Origin of the sequence: Candidatus Enterococcus murrayae (assembly GCF_017315985.1) — a bacterium.
GTDB classification, from domain to species: domain Bacteria; phylum Bacillota; class Bacilli; order Lactobacillales; family Enterococcaceae; genus Enterococcus_A; species Enterococcus_A murrayae.
Genome location: NZ_JAFLVR010000022.1, coordinates 1 through 26,989 on the forward strand (window position 1 = coordinate 1; position 26,989 = coordinate 26,989).

Consider the following 26,989-nt stretch of genomic DNA (forward strand, 5'->3'; position numbering starts at 1 on the left):
ACGGGTGGATGGGTTACTGCCGTATTTAAAAGTGTAAAATAAAAAGAAAAGGGAAGTGGAAGGAGCCATGAGGAACTCAACAGTAGAAAAACTATGGAATGTGATGATCTGTTTAGGCTTGGGGTGTCTGGTTGTATTTTTTTCTCAACTGTTTACAACGTTCTTGCTATCTGCGTATGAGAGTGGCCATTCTAGTTATTCAGGGATTGAAGTCGTGTTAATGTGTTTTAACCTATTATTCGCTTCATTCATAATGTTGCAGCTGTCAAAAGGGTTGAACCTGCTTGCGTTGGATTTTTCTTTTCTAAAGAAGAAAAATGGCAAGATTATTTTTTTAAGCATAGTTTTTATGCTCGCCTTATTCGTTTTTGATCAGCTTCTGAGCGACCGGCATTTGATTGCTGAAAATACACCAGCGTCTATCGCAGACAATGTTCTTTCCAGCCTCCCAAGTATTGTCATCGTGCTGCTTTCAGTTGTATTTACACCAATCATGGAGGAGGTCGTCTTTCGTGGCGGGGTCATTGGTTTGGTTTTCAAGGAGAATATGCTTTTAGGCGTAGGTGCTTCTTCTCTGATCTATTGTCTGATAAACAGACCTGAGAGCCTCTCTCGTGGAGTCCTATTTATTGGGATGAATGTCATTTTAGGAATTTCCTACGTTAAAACGAAGCGATTAGAAGTGCCAATCATTATTAGAATATTTACGATTTTATTTGTTATCGCAGTAGGTTAATGATAGATTAATCAAAAAATCCAGCTATTTAGCGAATAGCTGTTTTTTGTGTTGATTTGATTCATACGATGATTAGAGAAAGCATTGGGGAATAATTATCGAGAGAAATGCGATTTTATTTTTGAACCGGTTCAAAAACTTTGCGTTAGCCTATTGTAATTATTGAAATCGTTTGCTATTATTCTTTTTGAACCGGTTCAAAAAACAAGAATAAGGAGTTTTATTATGAATTTAGTCGATAAGCTGTCTGAAAAATTATTGCCAATTGTGTCAAAAATCAATAACCAGCGACACCTGTTAGCGATTCGTGATGCGTTTATTATCACGATGCCTTTAGTAATGGCAGCCTCTTTTATGGTTTTATTGAATGCGTTGATTTTTTCTAATGCTGCTGTTCAGAAGGTCGTTGATTTGAGTTTTTTGTCAGAGTTGGCCGTAATTGTTAATAATGGAACAATGAGTATTTTAGCAATTATCGTTTGTTATAATATCGGAGTAAATCTGGCTAATTATTATATTAAATCAAAAGCAATTGATGATCCGGCCTTTAACGCTGTTCATGCAGGTGTCCTTAGTCTGGCTACAATGTTCATTTTGATGCCGATCAATACGTTGGTCACATTGACAGATGGGAGCACTGCAGAAGTGGGCGGTGTGTTTTCACAGGCCTTGACCTCAAGTTCAGGTCTAGCAACTGCAATGATTTGTGCATTATTGAGTACTGAAATGTTCGTTCGCTTGGCAAAATACAAAAAATTAAAGATCAAAATGCCCGATGGTGTACCGCCAGCAGTTGCGACATCTTTTAATTCTTTAGTGCCAGAAGTATTGGTAATTTTGATTTTCGGTACATTTGTCTTCATTTTACAGAAGACAACGGGATTAAATGTTCCGGATTTGATCAACTTGGCGATTCAGACACCATTAAAGGGGTTTGTATTATCCGTTCCAGGAATGCTATTTATCCAATTCTTCTCAGATTTTCTGTGGGTGTTTGGGATGCATGGTTCAAGTATTTTAGCGCCGATCAAGCAAGCACCGATGCTTCAGTCGATTGAGGAAAATATGCTGGCTTTCCAAAATCATGAAGCAATTCCTAATATAATTACAGAGCCTTTTGCGAATGCCTTTGGATTGATTGGAGGAGGCGGGTGCATTTTACCGTTAGTGATCGCGATCATATGGGTATCCAAACGTAAAGATCAGCGACAAGTGGCGAAGCTGGGCTTAACCACCTGTATGTTCAATATCACAGAACCGGTAATGTTTGGTTTGCCGGTAGTAATGAATCCAATCTTTATGATTCCGTGTGCAATTATTCCATCGATCAATTTGATCATTGCCTACTTTGCGACTAGTGTTGGTTTAGTCGGAAAAACAGTAGCTGCGGCACCATGGATCACGCCGCCTGTCATACAATCATTTATCGCTACCGGTGGTAATATAATGGCCAGTGTACTTACCATTTTGTTAATCATACTAGATGTTTTCTTATTTATGCCATTTGTTATCGCTTCGAATAAGGAAGCTGAGCTGAGGGGAGAAGAGCTGATTGGGTAATTTTCCATATCAAAATCCGAATTTGACGATTAGAGAACGAGTCGCAGATCTGATGGATCGAATGAGTTTAGAAGAAAAGGTCGGTCAAGTGAATCAACATCTGTATGGCTGGGAATGCTATGAAAAGAAAAAAGATGGTCAGATTGAACTGACAGATAAATTTAAAGAACATGTCAAATGGGGGAAAGGGATCGGGGCGTTGTACGGGTTATTTCGTGCGGATCCTTGGTCCAAAGTAGGCTTTGAAACCGGAATCGCTCCAGAGGATAGCTGGAGACTGGTTAATCAGGTTCAGGAATATGTGATCAATCAATCACGCTGGGAAATTCCTGCCTTAATCGTTGAGGAATGTCCTCATGGACATCAGGGGCTAGGCGGAATTTCCTATCCGACAAATTTGGGTCGCGGAAATAGCTTTAATACTGAGCTGACGAAGCAATCAAGTCATTTAATGGCACAAGAGCTAGCGGCTAAAGGTGTTCATTTAGCCCTAGTATCAACCTTGGACTTGGCAAAGGACCCGCGCTGGGGACGAACAGAAGAATGCTTTGGTGAAGATCCTATTTTGGCCGCGCGAATGAGCGAAGCGGTAATCACCGGATTTCAGGGCGATCTGATTTCTGAGGAAGCGGCCTATCTGGATAAGACAGTTGTTGAAATCAATAAACAGCCGGAACAGATCGGGGTTGTTTTAAAGCATTGCATTGCTCAAGGAGAAGCATTAGGCGGGCACAATTCTGGAACAGTAACCATTGGAGGCCGAGAATTCAAGGATATTTATTTTCCACTGTTAAAGAGTGCACGAAATGCTGTAGGAGTCATGGCAGCATACAATGATGTGGATGGTGTACCTTGTCATATCAATGGTCAATTGTTCCAAAAAACGTTGCGGGAGCAAATAGGCTATCAAGGAATCGTGATGGCTGACGGCATTGCCCTAGATAGGTTAGAAGATGTCTTTGACGAGAAAATAACCAGCGCGAATGCAGCGCTAGAAGCTGGGGTTGATCTAAGTTTATGGGATGAGACCTATTTACAAATTACAGAAGGCGTAAAATCCGAAAGAATCAAAGAATCTGTGCTTGATGCAGCCTGTGCCCGTGTTTTAGGCATTAAACTTTTATTAGGTCTTTTTGAGCATCCCTTTGTAGAAGACCCACAGGAAAAACTAGCTAAAGTATTGGATGAATCTAAAGAGAACAATCTGCGAGTGGCGGAGGAATCCTTGACATTGCTTAAAAATGATGGCCTCTTACCCTTAGATCATAAAATAAAAAAAGTTGCTGTAGTAGGCCCAAATGCAAATAGCCTTTATGCTTTGTTGGGGGATTATTCTGCGCCTCAAGCCGCGGAGATGGCGCATCTAACGATTTTTCACCAGATTCAAACTATTTTTTCAGAATCTGAGGTGGTCTTCTCTGAAGGCTGCGAAGTTCGGAATACAAAAAATCAGCTCCCTAAAATTGAAGCTGCTGTGAAGGACTGTCAAGATGCAGATGTGATTATTTGCGTGTTAGGAGGTTCGAGTGCCCGCAATTTTGATATGGAGTTTTTAAAGAATGGTGCAGTTTCTTCAAAAGGGATCAATATGGATTCTGGAGAAAATGTAGACGTTGCTTCATTGTCCTTGGGCGGCCAGCAATTGATGCTTTTAAAAGCTGTGAAGGAGCTGGAAAAACCTATTGTCACAGTTTTGATTCAAGGACGGCCTTATGATATCCAAGAAGTTCAACAACTGTCTGATGCTGTATTGGTAGGCTGGTTTCCAGGACAAGCTGGAGGAACAGCAATCGCGCGGACACTGATCGGTGATAATAATCCAAACGGACGGCTGAATGTCAGCTATCCCCTCAATTCTCAACAATTGCCTGTTTATTATTATCAGCGGGCGGCTTCGAAAAAAGATGATTATTACGATCAAACCGGTGCTCCTCTTCACGAATTTGGCTATGGGTTGAGCTATACGCAATTTTCATATGAGCGCTTGCATGTCCACCAAGAGTCTGACACAATGACCATAAGTGTTACTGTTAAAAATGTGGGAGAATTTACTGGAAAAGAGACGGTGCTAGTATTCGTTCGTTTATTAGGTGGTCGAGTGATTCAGCGTCACAAACAGCTGAAGGCTTTTGATAAGATTGAATTGATGCCTGATGAATCAACTGAGCTGACGTTTACATTGTCTGATGATCAATTCTATTTTACAGACATGGATCAGCTTTATAAGCGAGCAGACGGCTGCCAAATCATGGTCAAGAATTTATCAGAAGAAGTTTCTTTCAAAAATTAACCGTTAAAGAATGGCTCGTTTCCAACAGTAAATCAGCTCCGATTAAGATAAGAAAGGAACCATAAAAATGTCATCTATTCGGAAAGTGGCTGAACTGGCTGGGGTCTCTTTAGGAAGTGTCTCTCGCTATCTCAATGGTCATCAATTGAAAGAACAAAATATGAAAAAGATTGCGGCTGCGATCAAGGAGCTAGACTATAAAGAGAATATTATCGCCAAAGGCCTAAAAAACAATCGTAGTTTTTCAGTAGGGCTTTTAATGAATAGTGTATCTAGTCAATTCGGGGCAGAGATCGTCAGTGCCATAGAAGGTGTGATGGAGCAAAACGGCTATTCCGTCTTGTTGAGCGGATTTAAAGGAGACGTCTCACTAGCTGATCAGAAGATTGATTATTTAGTGCAGCATGCGGTGGATGGCTTGATCGTCTTTATGTCTGAACAGGATTGGGATGGCATGGAACGGTTGGCTGAATTGCCAATCCCAGTATTGACGATCAATAGTCCCATACAACTGCCGGGAGTTGATCGAATCCAAGTCGCTGATCGAAAGAGTGTGGCTAAAGTTACGGAGCATCTTATCAAGGAAGGGCACACAAGAATCGGTCTTTTGGCTGCTCCTCAAAATGATTATGTTGCAAGGGAACGTCTATTAGGTGCGCAACAGACTGCGGCTAAGCACTCAGGCACCGTTTTGGTAACTGAATACGGTGATTATTCTCGAATCAGCGGCTACCGAGGTGGTAAAAAATTGCTGGAACAGGATATTACCGCATTAATTGTGACAAACTACAATATGATGACTGGGGTCCTTGAATACTTGCAGCATTCTCCTGATTCGACAAGAAAGAATTTGGTTTTGGCGCATTATGATTACACTAGCGAGATGGCGGAATTGCTTACGGATCGGATCGTAATCAAAGCACCTACCCAATTGATCGGACAGCGATCTGCTCAACGCTTGCTGGAGCGGCTGAATCCTGAGGTGTTGACTGCTGGAGAAGATGAGACGATTGACAACGAGATTTTTGGAATATAAGCTGCTCCTGAGAAACGTGAACGCTTTAATTTATAAACAATAAAGGAGATTTAATCATGCTTCAATTTCCAAAGGGGTTCCTGTGGGGAGCGGCTACAAGCGCTCCGCAATCAGAAGGAGCCGCAGCAATGGATGGAAAAAGTCCATCAACATGGGACAAATGGTTCGAAATGGAGCCAGAATTATTCTATGACCAAGTAGGTCCAGAAAATACTTCAAATGTTTATGAAAAGTATAAAGAAGAAGTTGCTAACATGAAGTCGATGAACCTGAACTCTTATCGGACATCGATCGCATGGACACGATTACTGCCTGATGGAAAAACGCTTAATCCTAAGGCAGTCGCGTTTTACCGCGCATATTTTCAAGAGCTAATGGACAGTGGCGTAGAGCCGATCATCAATTTATTTCATTTTGATATGCCGTGGTGGTTGATGGAAAAGGGCGGCTGGGAAGCAAGGGAATCAGTCGATCATTTTGCTTATTATGCCAGTGTTGCCTTTGAAGAGTTTGGTGATATTGTAAAAAAATGGGCGACCTTCAATGAACCGCTAGTACACATCGAATGTGGGTATTATGGCGATGCCCATTGGCCGAGGATCAAAGATTTCAAGCGCGCGGTCCAGGTGGGCTATCACACGATGCTTGCTCATGCTAAAGCGGTAGAGGCTTTCCGAGTTTCTCGGTTTAACGACGGAAAAATTGGTATCATTTTGAATCTTTCACCTGTTTATCCGAAAAGTGACTCGCCGGAAGATGTCGAGGCCGCGAAGTGGGCGGATCATATCTATATCCGCAGCTTCTTGGATGGTGCAGTCAAAGGTACGTATTCCGATGAGTTCACTCAACTATTGAAGCGGTCGAATCTATCACCTGAGACCGAAGCAGACGATAAAAATATTTTTACGAAAAATACCGTAGATTTTATCGGCTGCAACTACTACCAGCCTTTACGAGTACAAGCCATCCCTGAGGAGGAGCGCGTCGAACAAATAACTGGTCCTCGTGATTTATTCCAAGGCTATGACTGGCCTGGAAAACGAATCAACCCGCATCGCGGTTGGGAAATCTATCCTAGAGGAATTTACGACATCGCGATGCGTTTAAAAAATGATTATAGTGAGATTCCATGGTACATTTCTGAAAATGGCATGGGTGTGTCGCAAGAAGAGTGTTTTGATGATGAGGAAGGCATTATTCAAGACGATTATCGGATAACGTTTATCAAAGATCATTTGGAAGAACTGCATCGGGCGATCAAGGAGGGAGCGAACTGCTTCGGTTACCATTTGTGGACATTTTCTGATTGCTGGAGCTGGTTGAATGCGTTTAAAAATCGTTATGGGTTCTATCGCGTAGAACTTTCACAGGACTATCAGCGAACACCTAAAAAATCCAGCTTCTGGATGGCCGATGTTATCAATAAAAATGGATTTGATCAATAGCATAATTGAATCCCGATCACATGGAGAATCTCCAAGTGATCGGGATTTTTTAAGGCTCAGCAATTAAACTCACTTAAAACCTTCTCAATATCTCTTCTGATCAGACTCTGCATACTTTCCTTATACTGATCGAGCGCCAAGGAATCCAGCTTTTCGCAAATGATCGGGATCAGCTCGGGTTTGGCTTCGGCCAAATAGGTCAGATAGGGAATACATTGGCGAAGGGTGGGAGCTTTGGAATCATCTAAGATGCCCAAAATGTCTGTGAGATGCTTCTCGATGACAGCCTGTGAATCCCAGCGGGCGTTGATCGCAAAGAACTTAAAGGCGCGTCCTCGACCGCACGAATTTTCGGCAGTCAAAGCAGGCAAGAAGCTTTCCAGCGTATCTGCGTAAATAGGTTCGGCGAGACAGTTTGCTTCTAATTCTTTAAATGCCGCCAGCGCTTCTTTGGTATCTTTAGCGGTCAAAAGGGCCAAAATAGGTTCCATAAACTCATTCCTTTTCTTAAAAGTATAGCAAAACAGCCGTCAAATCGACGACTGTTTTTTTAATCTTTTTCATTTTCGAGTCGTTTTTTCAACTCGTTGATTTGCTTGTCTAAATCCTTGCTTTGATTTTTCGTATCGGTGATTTGGTCCTTGACGGTGTTGATCGCCGAATCTCGAGCAGCTTTTTCATGGGCGTACTCGGCTTCTTTGTTGCGGTAAACACCGGTATATTGATCGGAAAGGGTTCCGCCGGAAGGCTCAACCTGTTGAACCAGAGCAAAGACGTCTTGGGCATACTGATCGAAGGTCTGCCAATTGTCCTGAGTATCTGTCACGATGATCTCAAATTGGCTCAAGGTATCGATCCGTTCAGAGATTAATTGATTACTGAAGGTGGATGCTTCTTCTACCATTGGTGTGCTCAATTTAGCGGCTGTCAGCTCGTTGGCTTTTTGCTTCGCCAAGGTATCGATATTCGTAGTGGCGGTTTGCAGCGAATTTTTCCGAGTTGCCAATACTTGTTTTGTTTGACTAGAGCGAGTGACCAATTGTCCGCCGGCTTTTTGTACGGAAGAAGGCATTTGGAAATCAACATCTTCTTTGCCGTTGTTCAAAAGGTCCATCGTCTGTTTGAAAATCTCTTTTGTCGCCTGACCGACACTCATGTTATCCTGCGGCTGCGGCGTGTCATCGCCTGCCCAGACGGCTACAGTGTAGTGGGGCGTAGCACCGACTGTCCACAAATCTTTGGCTTCATCGGTAGTCCCGGTTTTTACGGCCCAATATTGATTGTGGGCTAGGGCCAAGCCTGCCGCTGTTCCATCTGCATTTTGGTGAACGGCCTTCATTGTATCGATGGTCAAGTATGCCGCGTCATCACTGTAAACCTTCTGCTGGGCGATCTCGCTTTGCGAGAAGATTTCTTGTCCATTGTCCTTGCGTTTGATCGTTTGGATATTGACCGGGGCACGATAATTTCCTTGATTGACTAGTGTCGCGATTCCGCTAGCCATTTCTTGGGTAGTTGCCCCGTAGGTCATTCCGCCGACAGCGATGATCGGATTGTCATCCTCGACATCCAAGCCGGTAAATTGCATTTGAGCTAAAGGCTGATAAACCGGCTCTTTCAATTCATCACGGTTCTCACTGGCTAATTTGTAGGCGACGACATTGGAAGAAATTGCCATCGCATTACGTAATGTCAGATTTCCTTTTGATCCGTTATATACATTATTAGGATACGTATTATTCGGCCGGTCATCTGAAGCCATGCTGCCCTCTAACAATCCACGCTCATAAGCGGGCGCAAAGGATACTAAAGGTTTGATCGCCGAACCAGGCTGACGATAGGAGAGAAAGGCGCGATTATAATGATTGCCTTCTTCGCCGCGACCGCCGATGCTGGCTACCACGTCGCCAGTCTGATTATCGATGACGGTCATCGCCGCCTGTTTGGTGTAGAAATTATTCTCGCCGTTACGATCTTGCCAGGCATTCATGACGTTGCTGACGATTCCCTGCAGCTGATCATGGAGTGCTGGATCGATGCTGGTGCTGATTTGATAGCCGCCGGAAAGGATTCGTTGATATACCTTGTTATAGGCCGACTTGTATTCTTCGTTATAGCGGTCTTCTTCTTCCTTTGAATCAAACTGATATTGGAAGCGGAAGTCCTGCTGGCCCATTAAAATCTTAGTAGCTGAATCCACCGCCAAGGCGACTTCATTATTGTCTAGTTGATTATTCAGCGCATTACTGTGAATCTCCGCTGAAATATCGTCTGCAACAGCCTTATCATACTGGTCCTTTGTGATATACCCCTGCTGATTCATTTCTTTGAGGATCAGCTTGGCGCGCTTCAAAGCATTTTTCTTATTCGTCGTCGGATCAAAAATCCCCGGATTATTGGTGATCCCTACGAGTGTCGCCTTTTCTAAAAGACTGGTATCATTGATCGACTTGCCAAAATAGACCTTTGCCGCTGCATTGATTCCGTAAGCGCCATGTCCGAAGTAGACATTGTTCAAGTAGTACTCCAAAATTTGATGCTTGGTAAATTTCTTTTCCAGCGACTGAGCCATGACCATTTCCTCAATCTTCCGTGAGATAGAAACCTCTGGCGTCAAATAAATATTTTTCACCAATTGCTGGGTGATGGTTGAGGCGCCGCGCACCCCGCGGCCAGTCGCGGCATTCAACGCAACCGTCAGCAGACCTTGGGTATCGACTCCGTGATGATCATAAAATCGCTTATCCTCGATTGCGATTAGGGCTTGAGAAACGAGCGGGTCCATCTTGTCATACGTTAGGTAGTCCCGTTCCTGCGTTTTCAGCTCCTTGAGCACCTGTCCGTTTTTATCTAGAATCGTGGTTGGGTGATACTGCTTGAAGTCACTCTCCTGGATCTTTGCCGCATGTTCTTCGCCGGCATCGATCGCCGCGGTGACTTCCTTTCCATATTTTTGGAAGAAGAAAATCGTTCCTGCAATCACAACTAAGAGGATTGCAGCAAGAATCCCTAGAGAAATCTTCGTTGATCGTGCCAATTGCCCCCGCGACGTTTTATTACGTGCAGGTCTTATTTTCTTTTCTTTTCTTTGTTGATGTCGTTCTTGTCTATTTGCCATATCCGCCTATCCTTAAAAAAATCATTTCCTCTAGTGTAATAGAAAATGACGAGAATAACTATCCTATTCATATTTTTCCAAGAAAAAATTTAGATTATTTCATAAAAATAGTCGGATTTTACCTAGAAATACTTGACGCTTGCTTAATTTGTCGCCACAATGTAGAGGAGACGAGGTGAACTATGGATACCAAGAAAAAATGGTTGATCTTTTGGGGAATTCTAGCCGCTTTATTTGTCGGGGCCTTTGGGATTGTTTTGAGTGGAAATTTTCCTCAATTTACGATTCCGTTCAGTGTTTTTGCCAGTGATGATAAGGAAAAGAAAAAAGAAGAGCTCCCGAAATTAGATGTGCTGCCGTTAAAGGATGTCAATGATCAAACATTATTAAGCGAACAAACGGAAAAAATCGATGCTTTGAATAAGGCATTCGCAGATAGCAACAGCCTTTCCAGCTCGCAGGCGATGGCCGATGCGATCGAAAAGATCTATGGAAAGGCGAAGGATGGGAAAAATATTTTTAATCTGTACCGCAAAATCTATCCTATGGTGAGTTCAGAGGAAAGGGGATTTGTCAGTGTCAGTCTAGTGGGATTCGGTCAGCGCTTAGTGGATAACCAGCCGATGACGACACAGCGGCAGATTTGGAGTTTTACTGATACGAGTGGTTCACGCCATGATTATACAGTCAATCTTCGCTTTAACCAAAAAGAGCTGAATGAATTGACGGCAGAAGATGGCAGCGATGTAAAATCAGTGATCACTAAAGATGACACCTATTTAGATAAGTCAGCGGATTTCGAGACTGCCTGGACAGAATTGATTCGCCGCGGGACAGACACACAGCTTTATCGCCAAATGGAAAAAGCGGGGTTGGACAGCAATCAAACGGAGTTCAAGGCGTTGGAAAAAAGTATAAACGTGACGAATCCGAGCGGATTCTTTGAGCTGTTCAAGGATACTCGCGGAGATATTACCCACGCGTATTTATCAGGGTTCTATCACACGAATACACCGACAGATGGCCAGTCGGATTATTATTTCCGGGTACCGACTTCTGAAAAGGCTATTGCGAATTTCGTGGTTGTCTATGATCGACTGCAGCAAAAGATTGTTTCTATTAATAGACAGTAATCCGTGGATAAAAATCAAGGCGGCTTGCCTAGTAGAAAAATACAACATAAACAAGATCATCAATTTTTTGATGGTCTTTTTTTCGTGGAAGAATTCGGGTGGATCACGCAGCAATTTCAATTAGTTTATTAAATATATTATAAAATATATGGAGTATAGCGAAAATTTTTCATCAAAATTCAAAGAATATTTTTGAATTTTGAGTGATTATAGAATTATATCACAATAATTGTTATATTTGTGACAACAGGAAAAATCCCGAAGATTCACATTCTTAGAGACGGGAAATGAGAGAGCAATTCCTGTGATCGAGCATGCTTATTGGTATGTTCACTTGATAGGGGGTGGTTTATGGAACGCTGCTTCTGTTTTTGGCCAAAAACAAACTCAAAAAATACACATACTGTTTTCCTCGAGAAAATGGTCAATGTCATAATTAGGGTAGGGTTTATTTGTTGTGCACTTTTTGCACTTGGGTAAAGAGCAGAAAAGGAGAGCGAAATGAAAAAAAAGGGATTAATGAAAAAATTAAAAGGGATCATGTCGTTGGTAACGCTATTGATCATGACCGTGTCCTCGTTAGGGGTACCGGCACAAGTATTTGCAGCAGATGAGGAGAATGTTCCGGCAAATCTGACAGTAAAACATAATGATGAGCAAAAATGGACTGTGATTCAGTTCGATAAGGTTGAGGATGCGCAAAGCTACAACATCTATCGAGCAGAAGAACAGGATGGGAAATTTGAGCGAATTCAAACATTGAAGAGTGACAAAACATATACAGTTGATCCTTATGACGAGTTAGAGACAAAAGGCACGCTTAAGGCTGATTATCTCTACTATTATAAAGTAGCAGCTGTGGTCGATGGCAAGGAACAGGACGCAGCTGGCCCAATAGCTAATCAAGATGCTGCAGCAAAAGCAGGGGATGCGAAAATCGACGCAGCCGCAGCGGCACCGTCAGCAGCTACTAGTGAAGAACCAGCGAAAGAATCGACCGAACAATCAACAAAAGAAACGTCTGAAGAATCGTCATCTAATGCGCCGGCAGCCCAAACATACGGCTGGTTTAATCATAAAACAGGATGTGACGGTAAACATAACGGCAATACCTGCAACAGCAATGCAGGCAAGCATGATGAGCATTGCGATAAAAATCATAGTAAATACCGCAAATGTAATTCAAACAATTGGAAACATGGCGAACACTGTGACAAAAATCACAGCGGCAAAAACTGTAATGAAAACAAATGGCATCACGGTTCAAATTGTGATGAAAACCATAGCGGTCACGGCTGCAACAATAATTGGAAGCACCATGAAGACTGCGATAAAAATCACAGCGGAAAACATTGTAACCAAAACAACTATAAAGAAAAATGGGATGCAGTTAAAAATGTTTGTGTGACTGAAGCACAGCATCATTGGTTAAAGCTTAGCTGGGAATCAAAAGGCAGCGATGCTGAATATAAGATCTTCCGTGCAAGTAAAAAATGCAACGATTACCACTCTGGCGATTTCAAAGAAATTGCTAAAGTAACAGGAAAAACAACCTATAACGATATCAAGTTGGACCACAATACGACTTATTGCTACAAAGTAATGGTAAAACGTCCGAAGGTTTGTCCATATACGATCGAGACAGTCAGCAGTTCAAATATCGGCAAATTCACTGTTTGCGGGACTACATTGAATCCGAATATCAAAGCAGCAGCAGTTTCCGATAAAGCGATCAAAGTGAACTGGACAAACACAAAGAGCGACAATGCTTCAACAAGATTCGCAACTAGCTATACACTATATCGCAGTACAACGAACAACATTAACAATGCGACAGCGATTACAGTGAATGGCAAACAAGATGGTTCAGAAATGTCTTATACAGATGAAGGCTTGAACCAATGCACCACTTATTATTACTGGGTGAAAGCAAGCTATGGTCAATGGAGCAGCTGGATAAGTCCTCAATGGGGATCAAGCTGTGCAACAACATTGAAGAGAAAAGAAATCGGCAATGGCTTGAACGGCTGCATCAAGAATGTTCTTAAGTGCGGTTGTATCCCAACACGCTACTACGGCGCACAAATCTTCTTAGGTACGCAAAATCCGAATTCACTAGACTATACAAAGGTTCGTGTATACCGCAGAACAAGTACAGGTCAGTACAGCAGCGCGTATAAAACAATCGATGTTCGCTATGCGAAATATACGAATGGTGTTTTTGGAAAAGGCTACTATATTGACTATTCATTAAGCAAAGTCTGCTTATCAAAAGGCACTTACTATTTCGCACTCCAAGCGATTGGTTCAGATTCTGGTAAGGAAATCACTGGACCGATGAAAGAAATTGGCTGTGTTACGGTAAAATGGTAGACAGCTAGACGCTTGATCAGTTTGGTCAGGCGGGAGTTGCAAGGTATTCTCAAAATGGAAAGGAATCCGTTTTTTTGATCGACTTTCCAGCATAATAGAATCGTCCAAAAAAGTGTTAGGAGACTATCTCCTAACACTTTTCATTTTCTAATCAATAAGGATCGCTTCGTGTCCCGTATATGGCAGGAATTTTTCAAATAAATCCGCTGTTTTCAGCTTCATATAGTTGGTCACAGAACCGGAACTGCAGCCGTACCATTCTCGTTCAGCAACGGATTTGTCGAAAACGAGCTGGATCTCATGCTCAGGATCTTTTAACAGTCCGAAGATCGTTGCGGCTCCTGGAATCACACCCAGCCGCTCATCTAGCAAAGCAGCTGAAGCAAATGATACCCGCGGAATCTCCAATTTCTTGCCAAAATCTTTAGTCACGAACTTAAAATCTGCTGGTGTAATGTACAAGTAGAATTTGGTTTTCTTTTGGTTGCATAAAAAGATCGTTTTAACGACCTCAATCCCTAAGCGATTATCGATATCGATACAATCTTCCATCGTCAAGGCTTCGCCTGTAGCCACTTGATAAAAGGGGATATCCAGCTTTGCCAGTGTTTCATATGTTTTTTCCTCTAATTCAGAACCAAACTCAGTCGGTGGGGTAGTATGCATTTCACTAACGTAAACCATAACGGCCTCCTTTGTGTATGTAATACCTACTACGATACCTTTTTTTAATCAAATTCTCAACCTATTTTCATTTATTTTTCTAATTGCGTCAAATCTTTTTTTACCAGCTTTGCCAGAATCGCTTCAATATCTATGTAGTCGGTCGTAGTCATGTTCGAACGAATAATGACCGATTCTTGACCTTCTGACAGGAAGTTTCTGCAGGCCGGTGTTGTTCCAATAATCAGCTGTGCTTCTCGCGGGGTTTCAACAAAAGTCAGGTGATAGCGATTTTTGAAATACAAATTGATTTTTTCTTGGATAAAAATACTAAAAAGATCACTGTGCTCGGAAAACGCATACACTGAAATCTCTGGCAGACAATTTTCCAATGAAAAGAGGTTTACACAGGTTAAAAACGAATAAAGCCGCAATTGACGAAAGTCGTAGCCAGGCACTGCCTGAGTGAATTCTTGCCAAAAGGCATCAAAGCGTCGGTAATAATAGGGAAATTGCGACTGCACCTGATTCAAGGCCACATTGTTTCCAAGCTCATCGATCATCGGATCATTTAGTCGGAAGAAGGCCAGCGCCGCATAATGCTGCTTAAGCTTGCGGCCTACAAACTTCTGCTCGCGGCTGTTTAATGGCCGGAAGTGAGTAGAAAATGACTTGAGCCAATGAGCAATAGCCTGGTTAAAAAAGAGCTCTCTTGAGGAATTCTTATACTGCAATTCAAAATCGTTCAACAAGGAGCTGTAAATAGCATAAAGGAAAAAACGCCATTCATTGGTGTTCCAGGTTTTTAAAAAGGCCGGTTTTTTCGGATATTTGAAGCGGTTCAGCAATGCTTTTTCAGTGCTGTTGAAAATAAGCTCCCCTTTTTTACTGAGGGATTGATTGGTGATCAATAGCCAAAAGCAGATCATTTCTAGATTGGTCGGGTTATTGGCCAGCTTTAAATAATCCTCTATTTGGTTGGCTAGCTGGAAGTAGCTTTCAGTATTGATCCGTTCGACTTGGCAGAACTGACGATACAGCCCGCGGAAGAATATATAATGGAAACGGCGAATATCGACTTCTCGCCCTTTTAAGCTGATTTTTGTGGAGCAGGAGATATAAAGATCGTAATCAGACAGATCCTGATTGATTTCTTTGATTTTACGACGTAATTTGGATTCGCTGATGTTTTTATCCATGCAAAATTGAATGGCCGAAATTTTTCGTTTCGTCAGAATCATACGAATGATTTCGCAAGCCAAATCATGCTGGTATAAATAATTCGTCAAGGACTGGAGGTTCGTTGAGGAACGATCAAGCTGAATACCGCGTCCATTATCCATCCGCAGAGTTAAAAAATAATCATCTCCGGTGTAAAGCTCTTCGATGATCGTTTGTAATTCTTTACAGTTCACACGAATCGTACCAAGGCTGGCATAACCGATTTTCTCCTGTAATTCTTTTAAAGAGATCGGCGTCTGCAGACCATCGAGCGTTTCTATAATCTGAATTTTTAGCCGTGTGTTTTTATCCATCCCCAGCATGAATGTGCCCTCCATTCTTACTTAATAAAAATTAACCGTACTGATTTATATAATAGATTAAAATATCATTTAATACAAATAATAACCTAATAAATGGCGAAAAATAAAGCTATATCCTAAACAAATCATAAGAAACTCGTTTTAATAAAAAATAACCAAGGTTATTTTGTTTAAATTTCCTTTTCTTGTGATGATTTGAAAAAAAGTGACGGCTTTTTAAACTTTTTGTGAAAGCGGTCGTTTCCGCTTTTATTCTAAGGTATAATATATCTAAAAGGAGTAAGGAGTCAGAGATGAAAATTTCAGAGATGAAAAATATTGGTGTAGTAAATGAAGAGAAGTTGGAGCAGGTTGGGATAGTTACCCCTGATCAGTTGCGGGAATTGGGAACAGAGGCTGCCTTTTTAAAAATCCGCCATTTGGTAGATGACGGGGCTTGTTTGCATTTGTTGTACGGCTTAGAAGGGGCGATTCAGGATATCCCTAAGCGTGAATTAAGTGAACGGCGAAAAGCGGAACTGCGTGATTTCTTCAAACAATTAAATTAGATTTCTTTGACTTTGCTTGCTGAGAGAAAGTGTTCGCGTTACACTACATACAAAAAAGGAAGTGGCCTTTTGTATCTGATCGCATTAGTGATTTTTGTCATCTTGGTCGGTGCGTATACTATTTTTATCTATCTGGCACGCCGCAAGCAAAGGAATGTGACACCGCTGATGGTGAACATTCAGGTAACGCTGAATCTGATCTTGATTGTCGCAGGTCTGATTTACTTGATTTTTGGATAAGAAAAGGAGGATGACGACTGTCATTCCTCCTTTTTTAACGAATAGAAACGATCTGGGCGCCAAAGGGCATTAAGGCTAAGCGAGCCAGCTTCAGTGATTGCGCGGCAAACGGAATTCCCACGATCGTAAGACATAGCACCACAGCGCTGGCCAGATGTCCAATGGCTAAGGGGACACCAGAAACAATCAACCAAATAATATTGACAATCAAATTTAACCCCGTTCCATGATAAACAATATCCTTGCCAAACGGAGCAAAGCTCAGACTGGCAAATTTGAAGCATTGCAGGCCGATCGGGATGCCGATAATGGTGATACACCACAAAACGCCGGCAAGACACCAAGTCAGCCCGCCGATCAGTCCGCCAAAGATGAACCAGATGATATTACCTAAGCAAGACATATTCCATCCCTCCATTATCCATAGTTTACCACTTTTTGCTAGATGCACCTCCAACTTAAGATGGAATTACATAGAAAAAAAGCGAAAGTACGCGAGAAAGGAAAAGCCGATGTTAGAAAAATTTGAACTGCTTTCTGTTGATCAGAAAACATTTTTACAGGCCTATCACTGGTCCTGCAAGGAGCCAAAAGCGGTCCTTCAAGTGACGCATGGAATGGCGGAGCACTTGATGCGCTATGAACCGTTGGCTAATTATTTAAACGAACGGAATATCGCGGTGATCGGGCATGATCATCTGGGACATGGGGCATCTGTTGGGGAAAATCCGCAGGGCTATTTCCATGATGAAACCATCAAACATGGACTGGTTCAGGATTTATATCAAGTAACGAAATGGGGGCAGTCACACTATCCCGATTTACCCTTCTTTGTTTTAGGACATAGTATGGGATCGTTTGTGCTGCGAAATTACCTAGCTGAATATGGCGAGCAGATTGATGGAGCGATACTGGTGGGTACAGGGCAGCAGCCGGTGCGGCTGACTCGTTTTGGTCAAGGGGCCGCTAAAGTGCTGAGTCGATTTCAAGGGAAAAAGCACCCCAGCAGGCTGATCGATCAGTTGGCGTTCGGCAATATGAATCGCAAGATCTTCAATAAACGAACCGATAAGGATTGGCTAGTCAGCTTAGCTGAGGAAGTAGATGCTTACTTGGCAGATCCAAACTGCGGCTTTTTGTTTACCTTGAGCGGGTATCACGAGCTTTTTTCGCTGATTATTCGCGCGCAGGAGCCGGAGCTGTTAAAAAAAATACCGAAAAAGCTTCCGTTGCTGTTTCTCTCTGGTAAAGAAGACCCAGTTGGAGAATATGGCAAAGGGGTGATGAAAGCAGCCAAGGCGTATCAGGCTGCCGGCGTGGAGCAGGTGACAGTGCAGCTGTACGAAAAAGCCCGCCATGAACTGTTGAACGAAACTCAAAAACTTACAGTTTTTCAAGATATTTGCAAATGGATGGAAAATATTTCTGAAAAATGATATTATTGTAAAAATTTTAGGTAATTGAGGGATCATATGAAAGCAAAATTTTTGATAGATTATTGCCACCAAGGTGATTGGGAGCCGCAAAACGGTCTGCGCCAATCACCGATTGATATCCAAACATCTCAAATTGAAAGCAATGATACATTAGCCAAACTGCAAGTAAACCTTTCAGAAACGACCGCGACTTTTTTTAATAATGGACAAAATCTGCAGTTATTAGGAGCCGGCCAAGCAAGCTTCAACAATCGTGTGTTTAACTTTGTCCAAGTGCATTTTCATGCTGATGGGGAGCATCGCTTAGACGGCAAGATTTTTCCGTTAGAAGGTCATTTTCTCTTCCAATCAGCCAACGGTCAGCTGGCGGTTATTGGCGTACTTTATCAGGTAGGTGCGTTTAATCCCGATTTTGAACAGGTGTTGAACCAATATGATCAGGAAAAGGGAAGCGGCAGCTTTTCTGTTGCGAGCCTGATGCCTGAAAATAAAAGCTATTACCATTACATCGGCTCGTTGACGACTCCGCCGTTAACGGAAGGGGTCGAGTGGTATGTGATGCAAAACATTTTAGAAGTGTCGGCGGAACAGGTTCTGAGATTTCTAGCCATTCATGGAAGAAATAATCGGGAGTGTCAGCCAATCAATGAGCGCAAAATTTTAAGCTATAACGAATAAAGTCGCTGCCAGCTTTTTGGCAACGACTTTTTTGACTATAAAGAAAGTATAAAATTTTCACATAAATAAATCGCTTTGTAGCAGGTATATCCATGTCCGGCTTCACGAACTAGCTTTATCGGCAATAAGCAAAAATATTTCGAAATTTGAGAAGCAATTTAGAAATATTTTGGTCTTATTGCTGTGAGACACAGCGATCGTACTTTGGAGCTGATGTGGAACAGTACCTACTTGGCGCTCAAAAGCTGAGCGAGTTCGCGAAGCCTTTCTTAGTTTCTAAAGAATTAGGCAAGATAATCTTTTAGTATGAAAGCAACACCTGAGTTCTCATTCGATTTGGTCAGTTTATCAGCGATTTTCTTTACAGCAGGTGCAGCATTTTCCATCGCGATCCCTTTTCCGCTGATTTTAAGCATTTCTAAATCATTTTCTTGGTCGCCAAAAGCCAATACGTCGGCTAAGTCCATGGATAAGTGCTTAGTCAAAAAGTTCAACGCGGCGCCTTTATTGACCCCCTCAGCCATAACCTCCAGCCAGTATTTATCAGAGTAGGAGCTGTTGATCCGCTGCTTCTCCAGCTGGGAGCGCAGCTTAACTAATTTACTAGTGTCTCCATCAGTAAACGCCAGCTTGAAATAGCTGATCGCTTCCTTGTCGATTTGCTGCCAGAGCTCGTCAACTTTTGATTCCTTCAAATTGAACTGGGCATAGTAAGGAGTGTTGACTTCGTTTTTGTCCTGAGCAAAGGAAATTCGGTCATCTTGCGCAGCACGGCTGGCTACAACAGTTACTTCAGTTTTCATCGCAAAGGAAAGTGCAGTCTTCACTGTAGCCGGAAGAATCGTGTAGCTTTTTAAGACTTTTTTGATGTCGCCATTTTCGATGCGAGCAACATAAGCGCCATTTGAGGCTAATGTAAAGCCGCTCAAATCCAATTGTTCAAATACTTCTCTCGCTGATTGGATCGATCGGCCAGTCGCCAAAGCCACTGTTCCTCCTTGGCGATCAAATTCTTTTAATGCCCAAGCATTTTCTTCAGAAATATTTCCCTCTTTATCCAGCAGGGTACCATCAAGATCTATTGCTGCCAATTTCATCTATATCCGTCCTTTTTTGATTCATCTATCTTATAGGTTAGTCCAATTTTCAGAAAATGAACAATTAAACGCTCATGTGAATAGAAAAGGAATTTCAAATCAATAAATAAATTAAAACTTTATAAAAATTTAATAATTGATAAAGATCCCCCAAATATCGGGATTATTCGCGGTTTTTTTGACTAAATGTTTGGGGTCTCAAAGCAGTAATTTTGCTTATTTCTTTTGAGGGGGCTAATCTGGGACTTGTAACCAGCTGTTATTAATAAATAGAAAAACTTGATGGGAGTGAAGGATATATGTTCTCAAAAATTGAGGAAATACCCGTAGTCACAGCAGCAGATGAAAATTACGCTCCTTATCTGAGTGTAATGATCTCAACGTTATTAGATAAAACTGGAAGAAAAACACCGATTCGCTTCATTATTATTGATGATGAGCTTTCAGTATCGAGTAAGGAGAAATTGATTCAAACAGTGCATAACTATTCTGATGCGGCTGTTATTCAATTTGTAAAGGTCGATGAAGAAATCTACGAAGATTTTTTAGTCAGCGACCATATTACAACGACTGCCTACTTTAGAATCTCTATGCCGAAGATGTTGGCAGAGAAAAATTATCGAAAAATTTTGTATATTGATTCGGATACATTGATTCTGGAGGATATTCAGAAATTGTATCAGCAGGATTTAGCTGGGAAGACGATCGGCGCGATCATTGATCCAGGACAAACCGAGGCATTGGAGCGCTTAGGCATTGATTCTGATGACTATTATTTTAATTCTGGTGTGATGGTCATTGACGTTGAGCAGTGGAATCAGCAGCACATTACTGAAAAAACAATTGATTATTTGAAAAATAATGGAGATAAAATCATCTATCATGATCAGGATGCGTTAAACGCAGTGCTTTATGAGAACTGGCATCCCTTTCATCCTCGTTGGAACATGCAATCGTCACTGATTTTTGACAAGCATCCTGCACCGACGAAGCGATACGATGACTGGTATAAAGAAGGGCGGAAGCATCCGGCGATTGTTCATTTTACAGGTCATGACAAGCCATGGAATACGCTGGAGGGGCACCCCTATCAAGAGAAATACATGGATCTATTGAACAAAAGTATTTTTATGGAGACGGTGAAGGTAAAATGAAAAAAGAAAAATTTACAGTAGTTTCAAGCTGCAACGATGCATTTGCGGAACATGTATCAGCACTTTTTGTTTCGATCCTAGAAAATGCTGAGGGGTCCGCAGCGGATTTTGATTTTTACGTGATCGATGATGAAATCAGCATTGCGAATAAACGTTTGATGCGTGAAACCGTCAAAGAATATGATGCGGCGCTGCACTTTTTAACGATTGATAAGAAGTATTTTGCGGACGCGGTGGAAAGTGACCGTATCCCGGAAACGGCGTATTATCGGATTGCGATCCCGGAATTATTCCGTGATCAAGATATTGAAAGAATTCTTTATTTGGATTGCGATATGATCGCGCTGGCGGATATCTCGGCATTGTGGGAGATTGATCTATCGGGTTATACGTTAGCCGCAGTAGAGGATGCCGGCTTCCATCATCGTCTAGAAAAAATGGCGATCGCCTGTGATTCAACGAAGTATTTCAATTCAGGCTTCATGCTGATCAATATGAAAACATGGCTCTCAGAAAATGTAACGAATCGCGTATTGCGTTACATTCACGACAATCCTGAGAAATTGGAATTTCATGATCAGGATGCGCTGAATGCGATCCTGCACGACCACTGGCTGCAGCTTCATCCAAAATGGAATGCCCAAAGCTACATTATGAAACGTGAAGTAGAGCATCCAGATCCAGAGGGTGAGAAGGAATATTTCCAAGCGCGCAGAGATCCTAAAATCATTCATTATTCAGGACATGTCAAACCGTGGAGTCCAGAGTTTACTTCCTCCTTGAAGAAATACTACGAGGAGTATGAAGATTTGACCGCCTTTAACGAGGAAGAAAATGAAGAAAAATCCTCAGAAAAAGCATCTTCAACGAATAAAACTGGGTTAGTAGGATAGACCAGTTGAATAATCAATAAGTAGGAGGATAACGAATGAAGGATAAAACAAAAAACAAGTGGGAACACCCTAAAAGTCGTTTTCACCACCAATCAGGCAAAAAGAATGATAGGCAAAAGGATAGCGCGGTTCGCTCACTGCTATTCAAGCTTTTATCCGTTTTTGTGATTGGTTTTATCACAAAAAAGCTCAACCAGCGGAAAAGATAAGCAAGTAATCAAGGGTCCAAGACAATTCATTTGTCCGGGCCCTTTTTTATGGTTAAGCGTCAGGAAATCAGCTGATTAGTTAAAGAAAAATTGCAGGTGTAGCTAAGTTTGGAGAGTAATTTCACCGCCTTCATGAAGAGGAAGGCTTCTTTTTGTATATGAGAAAATGATGAAATTAAATTAGAAATACTTATTAGGTGGTTATTTATTATAAAGAATATTCTTAATGATAAGCCGTTTAATACCGCCAATCCTTTATGTTAATTTGAAATAAACATTTTGGTATTGAAAAGGCCGTGACAAAAGGATTATTTTATGTGTGTAGATATCTCAAATAAAAATAAGTATCAATAGAGAAGGAGGTACACATGGAAGATTATGGGTTGAGCAGACGACAGCTCTTTACATTGACTCGCAAGACATTGGAAAGACGCGTCACTCATTATTATAAAGAAACCAACGACGGAAATGGCGCCATCCAAATTTTGGTAGCGCTTCAAGTACGAGATGAGCTGGAGGCGGCAGATTTTTCAATGCTGCTGAAGCGGCTGGTACGGCACATTTTTTTACAGACCCGCTCAACGGCTGCGATGCGTCGCTTTTACAGTTATTTTGCGGCCTATTTCGAGAAAAAGGAATGGCGGCTGTTAACGATTAAATTATTTCCCGCAAAAACATATATTGCTGAAAAAATACACGCGCTATACACCCAGTTTATTAAAGAGCCTTTAGCAGGATTAGCAGGTTCATGACGAAGAACAGGTGAGGAAAAAAATGAATGAAAGGAAGGAAAAGCATGTTCACATTAGATGCAGAATTTGAAAACAGCAACGGCAAATCCCAACATTTGCGCTTTAAAAATGTGGATCCCACGAAAACGGGCGCGGAGATCAAAGCGTCCTTAACCAAGTTAACGCAGCTGAACCTATTTGAACGAAAGGGTGTCGGCTTATATAAAAAGGTCAAGCATGCGACTTTGATCGAAACGATTGAGACAGAGCTTTTTGACGATAGTCTAAAAACAGCGGCGGAGCCGTCCATACAAGCAGAGGAACCCGTACGCGCTGTGGAGGAAACGAGACCAGAACCTGAAATGGCCGAGGACGCTCAGCCAGCAACAATGCTTCAGGTCTCTGAAGAAAAGCCTGACCCCAATGTATTAATCCAAACAATTGAACTGCCGGCGGAAATGAATCCAAGAGAAATGTATCAGAGCGAAGCGCTGTCGATTATCACGGCCTGTGTGCCTGACGGATATACATTAGAAGATATTCAGATCGACGACACAGAACAGCCAGCCAAGCTCATTCTGACAGAAAGACGAAAGGTGGCGGAGTCCGCTGAGATCCCGCAGGCACCGCCACCTACACCAAAGAAAAAACGAAAGCGGCTGCTTGATCGTATCCGGAAACGAGAATAAGCAGTGTTCATCCCATCGAAAATCCAACGTTGGTATGGGGTGAAAGGAGGAGTAGTGAAAACTGAATAAAATTTTTAGCTCGCTAATCGGCGGGCTATTTGTCGTGGTGTATTAACGATAGGTAGTCGCTTTTTTGCCAAAAACCAGCGTAATTGTCAAGCAGGTTAGTGATAAAAGGAGTGTCTGTTTTTACTTTTTCAAGGATAATTTTGAAGCATGGCCTTAAAATATAGTGATTGAACAGCTTTTGAGCGGATTTTATCAAGTGATCAGGCATATGTTTTCCGCCTTCGTTCCTAGAATGATACGATGAGTTTAATCATTGGAAACCAGCATTCTTAAAAGGCTTCAACTATGAGGAGGAAACAGAATGGTCAATTTATTGAAATTATTTGGGGTAGCCGCGGCATCCTTTTTGGTTCTAGATTTATTATGGCTGCTAGTATTTGCTCGGCGGATGTATCAGGAGAATTTAGGGCATTTGATGGGACAGACAAAAATTGTGCCGGCAGTGATTTTTTATGGAATCTACTTGATCGGGATTCTCTTTTTTATCGTCACTCCTGCGTTAGAAAAGGGAAGTCTATTTTATGCCATCGCAGCGGGAGGCTTTCTAGGTCTTTTATGCTATGGAACCTACGACTTAACGAATATGGCAACCTTAAACAATTGGCCTGCTATGATCACGATCATTGATTTGATTTGGGGAACCTTTGTGACCGCGGCGGTTTCTGGATTTACGGTGTTCGTTGCGCAACACTTTCATTGGAGGTAAATATCATGGAAATGAGTCAATCAAATCAGGCGATTGATCCAAAGGAACTGCTTTTTGCCTTCCAGCAAGGAGCGATTCAATTAATCAATCAAAAGCAGGTATTAAATCAGATCAATGTTTTTCCGGTATCAGATGGAGATACGGGAAGTAATTTGGCTTCTTTGATGCAAACTATTTTGGAAGAGACGAAGGAAGAAAGCAGCTCGGTCGTTGAAGTGTTTGAAAAGGTAGCTGAGGCTTCATTAGTAGGTGCACGAGGAAATTCAGGAATTATTTTTGCCCAGTATTTTAACGGTATCTACAATCATCTGCTAAAGCTGGAGGAAAAAAGCTCCGTTCAAAGCTTTGTGGAAAGCGTTAAATCAGCGATCGGTGAAGCCTATCAGGCAATTGAACAGCCGGTAGAAGGAACAATCATCACTGTGATCCGTTCATGGGCGGAGGCGCTGGATGACAGTGAGCAAGTATTCAGTCTGGAAAGCTTGCTGCCAAATGCTCTGCACAAGGCCAAGCAGTCCTTGGAGAATACGACCAATCAACTGAAAATCCTGAAAAAGAATCAAGTCGTCGATGCCGGTGCCAAGGGCTTTTATTTATTCATCGAAGGCTTTACGGAAGCTTTTTTGACCAAACAGGCGGCCCTTCATTTAGTAAATGAACCAGCAGATGGGATAAAAATTGAGCAATCACCGCAAGAGCATAGTCATACCTCAGAGCCGAGGTATCGTTATTGTACCGAAGTATTCCTTGATCAAGTGGCGCTGTCTAAGAGTGAACTGCAGCAGAAGCTGAACGCGTACGGCGATTCACTGATTGTTGCCGTGAACCGCGGCAAGGCGCGCATCCACATTCACACCAATCAGCCGGCGGAGGTCCTGGACTATTTGAGCAGTGTCGGTAATCCCATCCAGCAAAAGGTCGACGACATGCTGCTGCAGTATCATGTCAATCAGCAGCGCAAAGCACCGATTGCTTTAGTGACTGATTCCATCGCGGATCTTCCAGCAGAGTATTTACTGGAAAATCAGATTCATGTTCTGCCGATGAATATTTTGTTGGGGACGACTAGCTATCTCGATAAGCTTACTCTGCAAACGAAGCAGCTTTTTGATCTAGCTAAAGAGACAGAGGGGCGTGCAACGAGCTCGCAGCCGACGTTGAAAACGGTCGAGAATTTGTTTTCCTTTTTAGAAACCCGCTATGAAGCGATCTTAGTCATCACCGTCGCTGGGAAATTAAGCGGAACCTATTATACAGTCAAAGAGGCAGCGAAGCGCAGCCATGCGATCCCGATCGAAGTCATTGATTCCAGACAAAATTCTGCCGCTCAGGGCTTACTCGTTATGAACGCCACTGAGTGGATTCAAGCGGGAATACCGTTTGCGGAAGTGGTGTCGCGAGCAGCAGAAAAACGCGAGCAATTGAAGATTCTGGTGAGTGTGGATGAGTTAGATCCGATGATCGACTCAGGACGGATTCCGCAGGCTGTCGGCAAGCTCGCTAAGCAGGTCAATTTGAAGCCTATCGTCAGTCTTGATGAGTATGGCGAGGGGAAATTGAGCAATTTTGCTTTTAGCCGCAAGGGGAATGAGAAAAAAATTCTGCGTGAGATGAAGAAGGTCAATCAAAAGCACAAAATCAAACGATATGCGATCATTCACGTCAATAACGAAGCCAAAGCCAAGCTGTGGGGCAAAAAGCTTCGCGAGCTGCTTGCTTTTCCGCCAAGCTATATCACGGATAGTTCAACGGTGATTGCTATGAGTGCGGGAGAAGGCAGTGTCGCAGTTGCGTATGAATTGGGAGGAGATGAAAAATAATGATCGTTTGGACAATAATAATGATTCTGTTCATTTATTTCACTGCGCTGTTTTTTCTCGCGCAGGCGCTGCACAATAATTCAATTGTGGACATGGCTTGGGGTATCGGCTTTGTGATCGTTGCAGTGACAGGCTATCTCTTAATGCCGGAAAAAACGCTGGCGGCAACCGCTGTTTTGATTCTCGTAACTATTTGGGGGCTGCGATTGTTTTTCCATTTAGCGAAACGGAATATCGGCAAGCCTGAGGACTATCGCTACGTCAATATGCGTAAACGCTGGGGCAAGCAGTTTGCCAAGCTAAAAGCCTATTTGAATGTTTTTGTTCTGCAGGGGGTTCTCCTGTGTGTCGTGGCCTTGCCGATTTTCTTTGTCACAACCGGCACGGAAAAGGCCTTTTATTGGTGGAACTGGCTAGGGGTCATCATATGGCTGAGCGGCTTTGCCTTTGAAACCATCGGTGATTATCAGCTGACGGTGTTTAAGCGAACGGCTAAGAAGGGCGAGCTGTTGACAACGGGTTTATGGTCGCTGACCAGACATCCTAATTATTTTGGCGAAGCCTTGAGCTGGTGGGGAATCTTTTTGATCAGCTTAAATGAACCGCGAAATATTTGGGGAATGATTGGGCCGATCGCGATTACCTTGCTGCTTTTATTTGTTTCAGGTGTCCCGCTATTAGAGAAGAAGAACAAAGAAAAGCCCGGCTATCGCGCTTATGCGGATCAAACACCGAAGTTTCTTCCGTTTGTGGGGAAAAAGGGTTTGTAAATGAAGCTTTGCAGGCAGCCGAATTTAAGCGGCTGCTTTTTCTAAGTCCTT

25 protein-coding genes are annotated in these 26,989 nt (G+C 42.4%); 19 read left to right on the forward strand and 6 right to left on the reverse strand.

The window, feature by feature from the left end:
* The first annotated feature begins 67 nt into the window (after nucleotides 1–67).
* The 5 genes from JZO85_RS10415 (at nucleotide 68) to JZO85_RS10435 (ending at nucleotide 7,067) form a co-directional block, all read left to right on the forward strand.
* Complete coding sequence (locus JZO85_RS10415; RefSeq protein WP_207108463.1) at nucleotides 68–736, forward strand: CPBP family intramembrane glutamic endopeptidase; 669 nt, start codon at nucleotides 68–70, stop codon at nucleotides 734–736.
* A gap of 225 nt (nucleotides 737–961) precedes the next feature.
* A complete protein-coding gene (locus JZO85_RS10420) occupies nucleotides 962–2,296 on the forward strand; it encodes a PTS sugar transporter subunit IIC (protein WP_207108464.1) in 1,335 nt (444 codons plus the stop codon).
* The gene (locus JZO85_RS10425) at nucleotides 2,289–4,586 is read left to right on the forward strand and encodes a glycoside hydrolase family 3 C-terminal domain-containing protein (protein ID WP_207108465.1); all 2,298 of its coding nucleotides are present in this window, start codon (nucleotides 2,289–2,291) and stop codon (nucleotides 4,584–4,586) included. The genes JZO85_RS10420 and JZO85_RS10425 overlap by 8 nt, the downstream gene beginning before the upstream one ends.
* A 67-nt stretch (nucleotides 4,587–4,653) precedes the next feature.
* Nucleotides 4,654–5,622, forward strand: coding sequence for a LacI family DNA-binding transcriptional regulator (locus tag JZO85_RS10430; protein WP_207108466.1), 969 nt, complete (start codon nucleotides 4,654–4,656; stop codon nucleotides 5,620–5,622).
* 56 nt (nucleotides 5,623–5,678) lie between these two features.
* A complete protein-coding gene (locus tag JZO85_RS10435; protein ID WP_207108467.1) occupies nucleotides 5,679–7,067 on the forward strand; it encodes a glycoside hydrolase family 1 protein in 1,389 nt (462 codons plus the stop codon).
* 56 nt (nucleotides 7,068–7,123) lie between these two features.
* Here JZO85_RS10435 and JZO85_RS10440 read toward each other — a convergent pair whose 3' ends face one another.
* Together JZO85_RS10440 and JZO85_RS10445 are read right to left on the reverse strand one after the other, a co-directional pair.
* On the reverse strand, nucleotides 7,124–7,558 hold the full coding sequence (locus tag JZO85_RS10440; RefSeq protein WP_207108468.1) for a hypothetical protein: 435 nt from the start codon (nucleotides 7,556–7,558) through the stop codon (nucleotides 7,124–7,126).
* A gap of 59 nt (nucleotides 7,559–7,617) precedes the next feature.
* The gene (locus JZO85_RS10445; protein WP_207108469.1) at nucleotides 7,618–10,185 is read right to left on the reverse strand and encodes a transglycosylase domain-containing protein; all 2,568 of its coding nucleotides are present in this window, start codon (nucleotides 10,183–10,185) and stop codon (nucleotides 7,618–7,620) included.
* Nucleotides 10,186–10,367: 182 nt separating this feature from the next.
* On the opposite strand from JZO85_RS10445, the gene JZO85_RS10450 reads away from it, so the two are divergent.
* Both JZO85_RS10450 and JZO85_RS10455 read left to right on the forward strand, forming a co-directional pair.
* On the forward strand, nucleotides 10,368–11,318 hold the full coding sequence (locus JZO85_RS10450; RefSeq protein WP_207108470.1) for a hypothetical protein: 951 nt from the start codon (nucleotides 10,368–10,370) through the stop codon (nucleotides 11,316–11,318).
* Nucleotides 11,319–11,819: 501 nt separating this feature from the next.
* A complete protein-coding gene (locus JZO85_RS10455; protein ID WP_207108471.1) occupies nucleotides 11,820–13,691 on the forward strand; it encodes a fibronectin type III domain-containing protein in 1,872 nt (623 codons plus the stop codon).
* 147 nt (nucleotides 13,692–13,838) lie between these two features.
* On the opposite strand, the gene JZO85_RS10460 is transcribed toward JZO85_RS10455, so the two are convergent.
* Together JZO85_RS10460 and JZO85_RS10465 are read right to left on the reverse strand one after the other, a co-directional pair.
* Nucleotides 13,839–14,375 (reverse strand): prolyl-tRNA synthetase associated domain-containing protein, encoded by a 537-nt coding sequence (locus JZO85_RS10460; protein ID WP_207108472.1) that lies wholly within the window; start codon nucleotides 14,373–14,375, stop codon nucleotides 13,839–13,841.
* Between the two features lie 71 nt (nucleotides 14,376–14,446).
* Nucleotides 14,447–15,898 (reverse strand): helix-turn-helix domain-containing protein, encoded by a 1,452-nt coding sequence (locus tag JZO85_RS10465; protein WP_207108473.1) that lies wholly within the window; start codon nucleotides 15,896–15,898, stop codon nucleotides 14,447–14,449.
* A 293-nt stretch (nucleotides 15,899–16,191) separates the two neighbouring features.
* Between JZO85_RS10465 and JZO85_RS10470 the strand changes: the two genes are divergently transcribed.
* Both JZO85_RS10470 and JZO85_RS10475 read left to right on the forward strand, forming a co-directional pair.
* Entirely contained in the window at nucleotides 16,192–16,446 is a 255-nt protein-coding gene (locus JZO85_RS10470) for a TfoX/Sxy family DNA transformation protein (RefSeq protein ID WP_088935340.1), read from the forward strand.
* Nucleotides 16,447–16,515: 69 nt separating this feature from the next.
* Nucleotides 16,516–16,686, forward strand: a complete 171-nt coding sequence (locus JZO85_RS10475; protein WP_207108474.1) for a hypothetical protein — start codon at nucleotides 16,516–16,518, stop codon at nucleotides 16,684–16,686.
* 34 nt (nucleotides 16,687–16,720) lie between these two features.
* Here the strand turns inward: JZO85_RS10475 and JZO85_RS10480 are convergent, their stop codons facing one another.
* Nucleotides 16,721–17,089: a YccF domain-containing protein gene (locus JZO85_RS10480; RefSeq protein WP_207108475.1), complete on the reverse strand. Its 369-nt coding sequence runs from the start codon at nucleotides 17,087–17,089 to the stop codon at nucleotides 16,721–16,723.
* A gap of 109 nt (nucleotides 17,090–17,198) precedes the next feature.
* On the opposite strand from JZO85_RS10480, the gene JZO85_RS10485 reads away from it, so the two are divergent.
* Together JZO85_RS10485 and JZO85_RS10490 are read left to right on the forward strand one after the other, a co-directional pair.
* Complete coding sequence (locus JZO85_RS10485; RefSeq protein WP_207108476.1) at nucleotides 17,199–18,122, forward strand: alpha/beta hydrolase; 924 nt, start codon at nucleotides 17,199–17,201, stop codon at nucleotides 18,120–18,122.
* Between the two features lie 36 nt (nucleotides 18,123–18,158).
* Nucleotides 18,159–18,800, forward strand: a complete 642-nt coding sequence (locus JZO85_RS10490; protein ID WP_207108477.1) for a carbonic anhydrase family protein — start codon at nucleotides 18,159–18,161, stop codon at nucleotides 18,798–18,800.
* A 284-nt stretch (nucleotides 18,801–19,084) separates the two neighbouring features.
* Here the strand turns inward: JZO85_RS10490 and JZO85_RS10495 are convergent, their stop codons facing one another.
* The gene (locus tag JZO85_RS10495; RefSeq protein ID WP_207108478.1) at nucleotides 19,085–19,897 is read right to left on the reverse strand and encodes an HAD family hydrolase; all 813 of its coding nucleotides are present in this window, start codon (nucleotides 19,895–19,897) and stop codon (nucleotides 19,085–19,087) included.
* Nucleotides 19,898–20,196: 299 nt separating this feature from the next.
* Between JZO85_RS10495 and JZO85_RS10500 the strand changes: the two genes are divergently transcribed.
* The 8 genes from JZO85_RS10500 (at nucleotide 20,197) to JZO85_RS10535 (ending at nucleotide 26,938) form a co-directional block, all read left to right on the forward strand.
* Nucleotides 20,197–21,051, forward strand: a complete 855-nt coding sequence (locus JZO85_RS10500; RefSeq protein ID WP_207108479.1) for a glycosyltransferase family 8 protein — start codon at nucleotides 20,197–20,199, stop codon at nucleotides 21,049–21,051.
* Nucleotides 21,048–21,944: a glycosyltransferase family 8 protein gene (locus JZO85_RS10505; RefSeq protein ID WP_207108480.1), complete on the forward strand. Its 897-nt coding sequence runs from the start codon at nucleotides 21,048–21,050 to the stop codon at nucleotides 21,942–21,944. The genes JZO85_RS10500 and JZO85_RS10505 overlap by 4 nt, the downstream gene beginning before the upstream one ends.
* Nucleotides 21,945–21,979: 35 nt before the next feature.
* Nucleotides 21,980–22,153 carry a hypothetical protein gene (locus JZO85_RS10510; protein ID WP_207108481.1) on the forward strand — a complete coding sequence of 58 codons (174 nt, stop codon included), beginning with the start codon at nucleotides 21,980–21,982 and terminating at the stop codon, nucleotides 22,151–22,153.
* Nucleotides 22,154–22,521: 368 nt separating this feature from the next.
* Complete coding sequence (locus tag JZO85_RS10515; protein ID WP_207108482.1) at nucleotides 22,522–22,905, forward strand: hypothetical protein; 384 nt, start codon at nucleotides 22,522–22,524, stop codon at nucleotides 22,903–22,905.
* Nucleotides 22,906–22,949: 44 nt separating this feature from the next.
* Complete coding sequence (locus JZO85_RS10520; protein ID WP_207108483.1) at nucleotides 22,950–23,573, forward strand: DUF2922 domain-containing protein; 624 nt, start codon at nucleotides 22,950–22,952, stop codon at nucleotides 23,571–23,573.
* Nucleotides 23,574–23,943: 370 nt separating this feature from the next.
* Nucleotides 23,944–24,348 (forward strand): DUF2177 family protein, encoded by a 405-nt coding sequence (locus JZO85_RS10525; protein ID WP_207108484.1) that lies wholly within the window; start codon nucleotides 23,944–23,946, stop codon nucleotides 24,346–24,348.
* A 5-nt stretch (nucleotides 24,349–24,353) separates the two neighbouring features.
* The gene (locus JZO85_RS10530) at nucleotides 24,354–26,168 is read left to right on the forward strand and encodes a DegV family EDD domain-containing protein (RefSeq protein ID WP_207108485.1); all 1,815 of its coding nucleotides are present in this window, start codon (nucleotides 24,354–24,356) and stop codon (nucleotides 26,166–26,168) included.
* Nucleotides 26,168–26,938, forward strand: a complete 771-nt coding sequence (locus JZO85_RS10535; RefSeq protein ID WP_207108486.1) for a DUF1295 domain-containing protein — start codon at nucleotides 26,168–26,170, stop codon at nucleotides 26,936–26,938. The genes JZO85_RS10530 and JZO85_RS10535 overlap by 1 nt, the downstream gene beginning before the upstream one ends.
* The last annotated feature ends 51 nt before the right edge of the window (nucleotides 26,939–26,989 follow it).

What these genes read in the sequence shown, in the direction of transcription:
- JZO85_RS10415 (WP_207108463.1), top strand. Translation starts at nt 68, where the DNA reads ATGAGGAACTCAACAGTAGAAAAACTATGGAATGTGATGATCTGTTTA.
- JZO85_RS10420 (WP_207108464.1), top strand. Translation starts at nt 962, where the DNA reads ATGAATTTAGTCGATAAGCTGTCTGAAAAATTATTGCCAATTGTGTCA.
- JZO85_RS10430 (WP_207108466.1), top strand. Translation starts at nt 4,654, where the DNA reads ATGTCATCTATTCGGAAAGTGGCTGAACTGGCTGGGGTCTCTTTAGGA.
- JZO85_RS10435 (WP_207108467.1), top strand. Translation starts at nt 5,679, where the DNA reads ATGCTTCAATTTCCAAAGGGGTTCCTGTGGGGAGCGGCTACAAGCGCT.
- JZO85_RS10440 (WP_207108468.1), bottom strand. Translation starts at nt 7,558, where the DNA reads ATGGAACCTATTTTGGCCCTTTTGACCGCTAAAGATACCAAAGAAGCG.
- JZO85_RS10445 (WP_207108469.1), bottom strand. Translation starts at nt 10,185, where the DNA reads ATGGCAAATAGACAAGAACGACATCAACAAAGAAAAGAAAAGAAAATA.
- JZO85_RS10450 (WP_207108470.1), top strand. Translation starts at nt 10,368, where the DNA reads ATGGATACCAAGAAAAAATGGTTGATCTTTTGGGGAATTCTAGCCGCT.
- JZO85_RS10455 (WP_207108471.1), top strand. Translation starts at nt 11,820, where the DNA reads ATGAAAAAAAAGGGATTAATGAAAAAATTAAAAGGGATCATGTCGTTG.
- JZO85_RS10460 (WP_207108472.1), bottom strand. Translation starts at nt 14,375, where the DNA reads ATGGTTTACGTTAGTGAAATGCATACTACCCCACCGACTGAGTTTGGT.
- JZO85_RS10465 (WP_207108473.1), bottom strand. Translation starts at nt 15,898, where the DNA reads ATGCTGGGGATGGATAAAAACACACGGCTAAAAATTCAGATTATAGAA.
- JZO85_RS10470 (WP_088935340.1), top strand. Translation starts at nt 16,192, where the DNA reads ATGAAAATTTCAGAGATGAAAAATATTGGTGTAGTAAATGAAGAGAAG.
- JZO85_RS10480 (WP_207108475.1), bottom strand. Translation starts at nt 17,089, where the DNA reads ATGTCTTGCTTAGGTAATATCATCTGGTTCATCTTTGGCGGACTGATC.
- JZO85_RS10485 (WP_207108476.1), top strand. Translation starts at nt 17,199, where the DNA reads ATGTTAGAAAAATTTGAACTGCTTTCTGTTGATCAGAAAACATTTTTA.
- JZO85_RS10490 (WP_207108477.1), top strand. Translation starts at nt 18,159, where the DNA reads ATGAAAGCAAAATTTTTGATAGATTATTGCCACCAAGGTGATTGGGAG.
- JZO85_RS10495 (WP_207108478.1), bottom strand. Translation starts at nt 19,897, where the DNA reads ATGAAATTGGCAGCAATAGATCTTGATGGTACCCTGCTGGATAAAGAG.
- JZO85_RS10500 (WP_207108479.1), top strand. Translation starts at nt 20,197, where the DNA reads ATGTTCTCAAAAATTGAGGAAATACCCGTAGTCACAGCAGCAGATGAA.
- JZO85_RS10505 (WP_207108480.1), top strand. Translation starts at nt 21,048, where the DNA reads ATGAAAAAAGAAAAATTTACAGTAGTTTCAAGCTGCAACGATGCATTT.
- JZO85_RS10510 (WP_207108481.1), top strand. Translation starts at nt 21,980, where the DNA reads ATGAAGGATAAAACAAAAAACAAGTGGGAACACCCTAAAAGTCGTTTT.
- JZO85_RS10515 (WP_207108482.1), top strand. Translation starts at nt 22,522, where the DNA reads ATGGAAGATTATGGGTTGAGCAGACGACAGCTCTTTACATTGACTCGC.
- JZO85_RS10520 (WP_207108483.1), top strand. Translation starts at nt 22,950, where the DNA reads ATGTTCACATTAGATGCAGAATTTGAAAACAGCAACGGCAAATCCCAA.
- JZO85_RS10525 (WP_207108484.1), top strand. Translation starts at nt 23,944, where the DNA reads ATGGTCAATTTATTGAAATTATTTGGGGTAGCCGCGGCATCCTTTTTG.
- JZO85_RS10530 (WP_207108485.1), top strand. Translation starts at nt 24,354, where the DNA reads ATGGAAATGAGTCAATCAAATCAGGCGATTGATCCAAAGGAACTGCTT.
- JZO85_RS10535 (WP_207108486.1), top strand. Translation starts at nt 26,168, where the DNA reads ATGATCGTTTGGACAATAATAATGATTCTGTTCATTTATTTCACTGCG.